The organism is Microcystis sp. M49636_WE2, from assembly GCF_030065375.1.
Lineage (GTDB): Bacteria > Cyanobacteriota > Cyanobacteriia > Cyanobacteriales > Microcystaceae > Microcystis > Microcystis aeruginosa_C.
This window is the reverse complement of record NZ_JASJFG010000443.1, coordinates 1-7,043: the sequence shown is the minus strand read 5'-3', so window position 1 is coordinate 7,043 and position 7,043 is coordinate 1. Positions and strand designations below refer to the sequence as shown.

At 38.8% G+C, this 7,043-nt stretch carries 8 protein-coding genes and 1 pseudogene; all 9 read right to left on the bottom strand.

The window, feature by feature from the left end:
- Positions 1 to 45: 45 nt before the first annotated feature.
- Positions 46 to 132 (bottom strand): annotated as a pseudogene (locus PX484_RS10610) (tetratricopeptide repeat protein); the annotation flags it as partial.
- 150 nt (positions 133 to 282) lie between these two features.
- Positions 283 to 723, bottom strand: coding sequence for an HNH endonuclease (locus PX484_RS10605; RefSeq protein ID WP_002770066.1), 441 nt, complete (start codon positions 721 to 723; stop codon positions 283 to 285).
- Between the two features lies 1 nt (position 724).
- Positions 725 to 982 carry a hypothetical protein gene (locus PX484_RS10600; RefSeq protein WP_072928049.1) on the bottom strand — a complete coding sequence of 86 codons (258 nt, stop codon included), beginning with the start codon at positions 980 to 982 and terminating at the stop codon, positions 725 to 727.
- The gene (locus PX484_RS10595) at positions 948 to 1,199 is read right to left on the bottom strand and encodes a hypothetical protein (RefSeq protein WP_260441947.1); all 252 of its coding nucleotides are present in this window, start codon (positions 1,197 to 1,199) and stop codon (positions 948 to 950) included. The genes PX484_RS10600 and PX484_RS10595 overlap by 35 nt, the downstream gene beginning before the upstream one ends.
- A gap of 228 nt (positions 1,200 to 1,427) precedes the next feature.
- Positions 1,428 to 2,459 (bottom strand): tetratricopeptide repeat protein, encoded by a 1,032-nt coding sequence (locus tag PX484_RS10590; RefSeq protein ID WP_287720604.1) that lies wholly within the window; start codon positions 2,457 to 2,459, stop codon positions 1,428 to 1,430.
- A 36-nt stretch (positions 2,460 to 2,495) separates the two neighbouring features.
- Positions 2,496 to 4,016, bottom strand: a complete 1,521-nt coding sequence (locus tag PX484_RS10585) for a tetratricopeptide repeat protein (protein WP_287669798.1) — start codon at positions 4,014 to 4,016, stop codon at positions 2,496 to 2,498.
- Positions 3,997 to 5,370, bottom strand: a complete 1,374-nt coding sequence (locus PX484_RS10580) for an NB-ARC domain-containing protein (RefSeq protein WP_287669800.1) — start codon at positions 5,368 to 5,370, stop codon at positions 3,997 to 3,999. Before PX484_RS10580 ends, PX484_RS10585 begins: the two co-directional genes overlap by 20 nt.
- 17 nt (positions 5,371 to 5,387) lie before the next feature.
- Positions 5,388 to 6,032 carry a hypothetical protein gene (locus PX484_RS10575; protein ID WP_287767189.1) on the bottom strand — a complete coding sequence of 215 codons (645 nt, stop codon included), beginning with the start codon at positions 6,030 to 6,032 and terminating at the stop codon, positions 5,388 to 5,390.
- Positions 6,001 to 6,603, bottom strand: coding sequence for a DUF3782 domain-containing protein (locus PX484_RS10570; protein WP_110579307.1), 603 nt, complete (start codon positions 6,601 to 6,603; stop codon positions 6,001 to 6,003). Before PX484_RS10570 ends, PX484_RS10575 begins: the two co-directional genes overlap by 32 nt.
- Positions 6,604 to 7,043: the final 440 nt, after the last annotated feature.

The window sequence follows — 7,043 nt, the reverse complement described above, 5'->3', positions numbered from 1 at the left end:
TATTATTTTATATTGTTGTATTATCGGATGGGTTAATAACCCATCCTACGGGAGCGACTCTAAGTTTTCCCGAATCTTAACAGTAGTAGGATGATTCTCCCCTAAAGCTTGCTCGGCAATTGCTAAAGCTTGTAAATAGAGGGGTTCTGCTTCTGTGTACCTGCCTAAAAATAGTACAAATGCACCAAATTGTTGAGGGAAAGTGTCACATCAGGATGATTGTCTTCTAAGAGTCGTTTTTTCAATTCTAATGCTTGTGGAGAGAGAGGTTATGAAATAAATTTAAAGAAGTCTTTGTTTTGCAGAAACAGGTGGATATTTAGCAATTTCTATTAATAATTGTCGCTCTTGTAAGCGTTCTTTGTTATTGAAATCTAAAATTCTAGCTGTCACGTTACCAATATCAGTAATGGGTTGGATAAAAGCTTCTTTAAGTTGAAAATGTTCTTTCCACAAGTCTCGACGCGGGTTAAAAAAACGGACAAGTTCTCCAGTTTCCCAATTAATTGAGCCTAAATCTGTACCTTTTTGTAAATTGCAAAAAATACAGGCGTAGCACAAATTATCAGCCGAAGTTGCTCCCCCATGTTTAAAACTAATGATATGATCCACCTGACAGCCAGATACCCTATCAGAAGCAGAAATTAAGCAATATTCACAGAGAAAATCGGCACGTTCAGCAACTAATTTTCGCAATTCTAAACTAATGTAAGGTCGAGCCATTTTAGTTAGCTCCATTGAGATATTGGTGAGCTTTTGCTTTTGCTAGGGTCATAATATGTTCTAGCATTAAATAAGCATCGAGTTCCTGTTTTTCCTCTTGGGTAAGTTCATTATTTTTAGCGTTATAAATTAGGTCTTCTAGCCGATTTTGAGCGGTATCGGAAAGATGAAAGTTAATCACCGATTGGGGGGTGGTTCCCCTTGCGATTAGTTCAATAATTTCGTTATAGACTTTGATGGTTTGAGTTGTTGTATTCATGATGTTGTTTGAATTGAGTTTGTTTTAATCCTAAACGTTGATAAACCTCGGCGGAGGTCATTCCTTTCTTTCCTGCTTCGCGTCTTTGTTTTATTGCTAATAGGCGTTGTTTCACTTCTTCTTTAAGGGTTTTTCCTTCATCGGGATCACCAAAGTAAGATTCTAAGGTTTCGTCAATTGTGTTTTCAATTAACGCTTTTAATTCTTCGGAGTTCATGTCTTTAATTTGCATAGTTAAATTATCTGCTTTTTGTTATGGTTTATTACATTATAAGTCTAAACTATGATTGGAATGATTGAATGAATGAATACTATGATTGCTGTTGTCGCATCATTTGTAAATTTTTACGAGTCGTTGTTGTCTTTTAATATTCATTATTTACTGCATGGCTCTGTAATGTTTTTGTATTATAACATAATGGATTATTTCGGCTAAAGTAGTGTGTTAGGATTCTGGCTGTAGTTTTTTGTCAGAAATTTGGGAAAGCATTGAGAAGTAATTTGTAATAGCTATTTGCGTATTGGTATGGTTTGTATCGAAAGTTTGATTAGTGATAGTAATTGCTTTTCGATAAAGAGGTTCTGCTTCTTCGTATCTTCCTTGACTACGATAAAGTTCTGCCAGATTGTTGAGGCTTATTGCAATGTCAGGATGATTTACTCCTAATAAATTCTCTCTGATAGATAGAGATCGCTGATAGAGAGGTTCCGCCTCTTCATATTTCCCTTGGGCATAATAAAATGCAGCGATATTGTTGAGGCTTATTGCAATTTCAGGATGATTTATCCCTAATAAATTCTCTTTGATGGATAGAGATCGCTGATAAAGAGGTTCCGCTTCTTCGTATTTCCCTTGAAATACATAAAGTGCTGCCAGATTGTTGAGATTAGTGGCAACGTGGGGATGATTTTCTCCTAATTGTTTTTCCAAAATTATAAGAGATCTTATATAAAGAGATTCTGCTTCTTCGTGTTTCTCTTGGCTATAGTAAAGTTCAGCTAAATTGTTGAGGCTAATAGCAACAGAAGGATGCTCTGATCCTAATTGATTTTCACTAATAGCTAGTGATCGCTGATAAAGGAGTTCTGCTTCTTTGTATTTCTCTTGGTCACTGTAAAGTACTGCCAGATTATTAAGCGCAGTGGCTAAGGTAGAATGTGCATTGCCTATTCGTTGTTCTATTTGGTTAGGACATTGCTCAAAATAGGGACTTGCTTCACGATAGAGTCCTTGACCTTTATAAAAGCGACCCAAACCAACAAAAGGCCAAATTAAATCCTCATCATCCAGCCATTCGATTAAGTTATCGGTGGCAACCTTGATGTGTTCAATAGAAGGTTCAAAAATAGCAATATTTTCTAAAGTTGGTGTTTCAGGAATGATTTGAGAAATTTCAATCATTATCTTAACAAAGGCTCGTTTTAGTTGGTCTGCCTCGGTTTCTTGCTTAACTTTAACTAAAGTCTGTTGCATCATTATCACCTTATTTTTGTCAGTTAATTAGGAGATTCATTATTCATTATCTGCTGCTCTTTGTTCTTTTAGTGTCTTCAAACCATCTAGAACTTTTTGAGTATTGGGATGATTTTCGCCTACTGTTGCCATCAAAATCGCTAAGGCTCTTTGGTAGAAAGGTTCAGCTTCGTTGTATCGTCCTTGTGCTTGGTAAAGTTTTGCTAAATTATTGAGACTTTGAGCAACGTCAGGATGATTCTCTCCTAATTGTTTTTCCCAGATAGTCAGTGATCGCAGATAGAGAGGCTCCGCTTCTTCATATTTCCCTTGAAATACATAAAGTGCTGCCAGATTGTTGAGATTAGTGGCAACGTGGGGATGATTTTCTCCTAATTGTTTTTCCCAGATAGCAAGAGATCGCAGATAGAGAGGTTTGGCTTCTTCGTATTTCCCTTGAAAATTATAAAGTGATGCCAGAATGTTGAGACTAGAAGCAAAATAAGGATGCTCTTCCCCTAAAGCTTTTTTATCAATTTCAAGGCATCTCAAAAGTAGAGGTTCGGCTTCGTTGTATTTCCCTTGTAATTCATAAAGTCCCGCTAAATTGCTGAGAATAGTGGCAACATTAGGATGATCGGCTCCTAATTTCTGTTCTAAGAGCGAGAGCGATTGTTGTAAGAGGGGTTCGGCCTCACTGTATTTCTCTTGGGATTTGTAAAGTGATCCGAGATTATTAAGAGCATTGGCAACGTAAGGATGGTCAACTCCCAGTTGCTTCTCCCTAATCGAAAGCGATCGCACCAAGAGAGGTTCAGCCTCGTTGTACTTACCTTGGGATTTATAAAGGCTTGCTAGACCATTGAGACTGATGGCAAGTCTGGGATGATCAGCTTCCAGTTGCTTCTCCTGAATCGAGATCGCGCGTAAATAAAAGGGTTCGGCTTCGTTGTATTTACCTTGGAAATAATAAAGTGCTGCCAAGTTATTGAGAGTTTCAGCAACGTAAGGATCGTCAGTTCCCAGTTGCTTCTCTTGAATCGAGAGTGCGCGCAAATAAAGGGGTTCGGCTTCGCTGTATTTACCTTGAGATTCGTAAACTAATGCCAGACTGTTGAGAGTGTTAGCAACATCAAGATGGTCAGTTCCCAGTTGCTTCTCCCTAATCGAAAGCGATCGCACCAAAAGAGGTTCCGCTTCTGAATATTTCCCTTGAGATTCATAAAGGGAACCCAAATTATTAAGAGCACTGGTAACGGTGGGATGTTCATTGCCTAAACGCTGTTCAGTGATAGTTAAACACTGTTCAAGATAGGGAATTGCCTCTTTATAGAGTCCTTGTTCTCTATAAAATTTACTTAAACCATTAAAAGGCCAAAATAAATCTTCATCTTCTAGCCATTGATTTAAATCCTCTGTTGTAATTTTGAGGTGTTCAATTAACGGTTTAAATCTTGCAAGATCTTCTAATGTTAAGTCTTGTTTAATTTCTTGGGCAACTTCTGCCGTTACCTTAACAAAAGCTCGTTTCAGTTGATCAGCGTCAGTTTCTTGCTTAACTTTAACTAATGTTTGTGACATCTTCTTCTCCTTCTAATTTGCCTCTAAAAAACTCTCGAATTAAAGAATGTAAACGATAAGTCTGTAGATCAATATTTTGGCAGAGATGAAAACGGAGCAGTTTTGCCCTCGCCAATTCTAATTCATCAAGATCAAACTCGCCTTTTTCAGGATACATTAAATAATATTTTTGCTCAACTCGTTCTGCTAACTCCCAAGGAATCGGTGCATTAGCAAACAAACTTAATAATTTGCCCAAATGTTGACTCGACTCATCCAACAAATCCCAACTCAAATTAAAAGCAGATTCCACCCCTAACTTAGCCGTAGAAGTTCGAGTTTCTTCCTCAATTTCTAGAGCCTTATGTTTGAGAGCTTGACGTTTTTTCGCTTTTTCCTGTAAACGGAACAATAAAGTAGATAAAGATAAGTCTGGAACCTCATTCAAATAACGCCCCACTAACTCTAATCCTAATGGCAAAAACTCTAACCAGCGACAAAGCGTTTCCGCGATTTCTGGCTCTTTAATGATGCGTTCCTTGCCAATAATAAATTCTAATAACTCTAACGCATTTTCCAAACTCAAAACTTCTAAAGGGATTGTTTGAATCGGAGAACCAAACTTTAACCGCGTAGTCATCAAGACCTTAAAACGAGAATCTTTCGGCGGTAGGTAGGGTTCAATCATAGGATAATTGACCACATCATCCAAAATAATCAACACATTCCCTGATCGCCAATTACGCCAGCAAAAAGAAACCTGATCCTCAATTTTATCTATCCAATCAGGAATTTTAAGCTCGATTTTTGCCTTAGCAAAACTAACAATTTGAATACCAATATTGACATCTCTAGCAAATAACCAACATAAGCCACCCTGATAATCTTCTTGATGCAAATCAGCATACTGAATCGCCAGTTCTGTCTTCCCGACACCTCCCATCCCTGCGATCGCAGAAATCGCCACCACCTTATTTTGCTGTAACTGGTTATGTAGGGTAAGAAGTTCATCTTCCCGACCGACAAACTTAGTCACACCACTACGGGGAATATTCTCAGGAATACCTACAGGTTGCAATGACTTCAATAAATCCTCTAAAGCTTCTCGCAAAACCTCTTGCAAAGTCTCCCGATTAACATCATTTAAGTGAATCCCAATATTGGCAATTCCACCCGTCACCAAAGTTTGAAACCCCTTTGCATCTCCTTTGTTAATCTGAACTAACCGACGATCATCTTGAATTGCCTCAGTTAATTGTGAATTAGCATCAATGTTGGTTTTGACCAACGCCACCAATCGAGCGAGATCCGCTTGGGGATTATCTTGCAGGATTTCCGCCGTCAATTGGCAAAGTTCAGAAATTAGGTCAGTCATTGACAATAAGCCTCGATTTAAGTTTTAGGTTGTTGACCTTGGTTAATGTGAATCTCTCCAATATAGGCAGTTCCCCCCTCAACTTTTGTCTGCCAACCTTTAGCATTATCAGAATTATTTTGAATCATACTACTGTTATCCTGAATTTTACCCGCTTGGATTGTCTGCGCTAAAACTTTTAACTCTTTCGCAAAAGCAGGATCTTCATCCAAAATCACATCCAAATTTTTAGTCAAGGTTTCAACGGCTGTACTATCACCCCTCTCAACCTTAGCCAATGCTTCATCAACTTTAGGAGATTTTCCTGTTAAGCGAGTTTTGATTTTTTCCCATAAAATGGGAATCTTAGCCAAAGCTTCAGCCGTAAACCGTTTCGCTAAATCCCCCGTCCCAGACTTCACAAACTCTTGTACTGCTAAGGTGATAAGTAAACCTGCTGTTAATGGCTCAGTCATTTTTAAATTTTCCTCTAATAGTAATTCAAATTGGGTTTGAGACTCTAAACGTTTGGAGAAAAATAAAATCTCTAAATTTTCAATCTCTTCACTCTCATGGCTCTCTTGGATTTGGTGGGTAAAATGTATTCTAAGATATATTTCTCCTAGCGAGGGGGTGGAACGAAAGCTAAACCTACCAAACCCGGGGCGTAAACTCCGCATCATTTAAAATTATTACATTTTCCCCTGACTGCACCAACACAAACAAACCCTGACGACAAGCGTAACTCGCCACCTCATTGGGAACAATCATCGCTGCCACTGCTCCCAAAGCCTTTACATCTCGAAAACGAGGCATTAACCGCTTAAACTTCGCCAAACGTTGTAAATGCTCATCCACATCCCTTTGAGTTAACTTACTTTTGACCTCCACTAAAATGGCATCCGTATCATTCACTACCAATAGATCAATCTCTAAACCCTCATTATCCCGTTTTACCGAAATACCGGGGTGAAACTCATGCACATCAATGCCCCGCTCCTGAAACAGACGCACCACCGCAGGACGCACTTGCCACTCGACAAACTCTCCTAAACGATTGCCCAACTCCCCAATCTGCTTACTAACTCTGTTAATTTGCTTATCTGTTTCCTTGATTTGTTTATCCGTTTCTTTTTGAGCTTGGGATAACTCTTGTTGGGATTGGGATAACTCTTGTTGGGATTGGGATAACTCTTGTTGGGATTGGGCCAATTCCTTTAGTATTGCCCGAATGTCTTCAATAGTGGCTGTCATAATGAATTTTCTCAAGTTAAAATAAAATTTTCTCTATTATAGCCCGATCGCTTTTTCTCCCTTGAAGTAACCGTTCAGGGGGGGACAAAATCTGATAATCTAAAAAGACGTAGAAAAGAGCGGCTACTGTCAGAGAGTAGTATCCATGCCTCTAGGAAAGGCAGTTCTTCTCCTTCTCTGCTGCCCCAGGAGAGTCCTTCCACAGAGTCAATGCCACTGGCGGCTTGACATCCCCCCCCTGAACGGTTACAATAAAACCATATGCCTTATGTAGGTTAAAAGCTGGAATGGTGTAAGCCCGTTCGATAGATTATCTCTCTAGTCGGAGTGTTGGACTCAAACACTTGATCCCTAATTAGGTTGTTTTAGGTCACATCAAGAGTAATACTTTATTAGGTTTCTTACAGGAAATTTTAAAGGTTTGAGCCTTCGGTAAATCT

What these genes read in the sequence shown, in the direction of transcription:
- PX484_RS10605 (WP_002770066.1), bottom strand. Translation starts at nt 723, where the DNA reads ATGGCTCGACCTTACATTAGTTTAGAATTGCGAAAATTAGTTGCTGAA.
- PX484_RS10600 (WP_072928049.1), bottom strand. Translation starts at nt 982, where the DNA reads ATGAATACAACAACTCAAACCATCAAAGTCTATAACGAAATTATTGAA.
- PX484_RS10595 (WP_260441947.1), bottom strand. Translation starts at nt 1,199, where the DNA reads ATGAACTCCGAAGAATTAAAAGCGTTAATTGAAAACACAATTGACGAA.
- PX484_RS10590 (WP_287720604.1), bottom strand. Translation starts at nt 2,459, where the DNA reads ATGATGCAACAGACTTTAGTTAAAGTTAAGCAAGAAACCGAGGCAGAC.
- PX484_RS10585 (WP_287669798.1), bottom strand. Translation starts at nt 4,016, where the DNA reads ATGTCACAAACATTAGTTAAAGTTAAGCAAGAAACTGACGCTGATCAA.
- PX484_RS10580 (WP_287669800.1), bottom strand. Translation starts at nt 5,370, where the DNA reads ATGACTGACCTAATTTCTGAACTTTGCCAATTGACGGCGGAAATCCTG.
- PX484_RS10575 (WP_287767189.1), bottom strand. Translation starts at nt 6,032, where the DNA reads ATGATGCGGAGTTTACGCCCCGGGTTTGGTAGGTTTAGCTTTCGTTCC.
- PX484_RS10570 (WP_110579307.1), bottom strand. Translation starts at nt 6,603, where the DNA reads ATGACAGCCACTATTGAAGACATTCGGGCAATACTAAAGGAATTGGCC.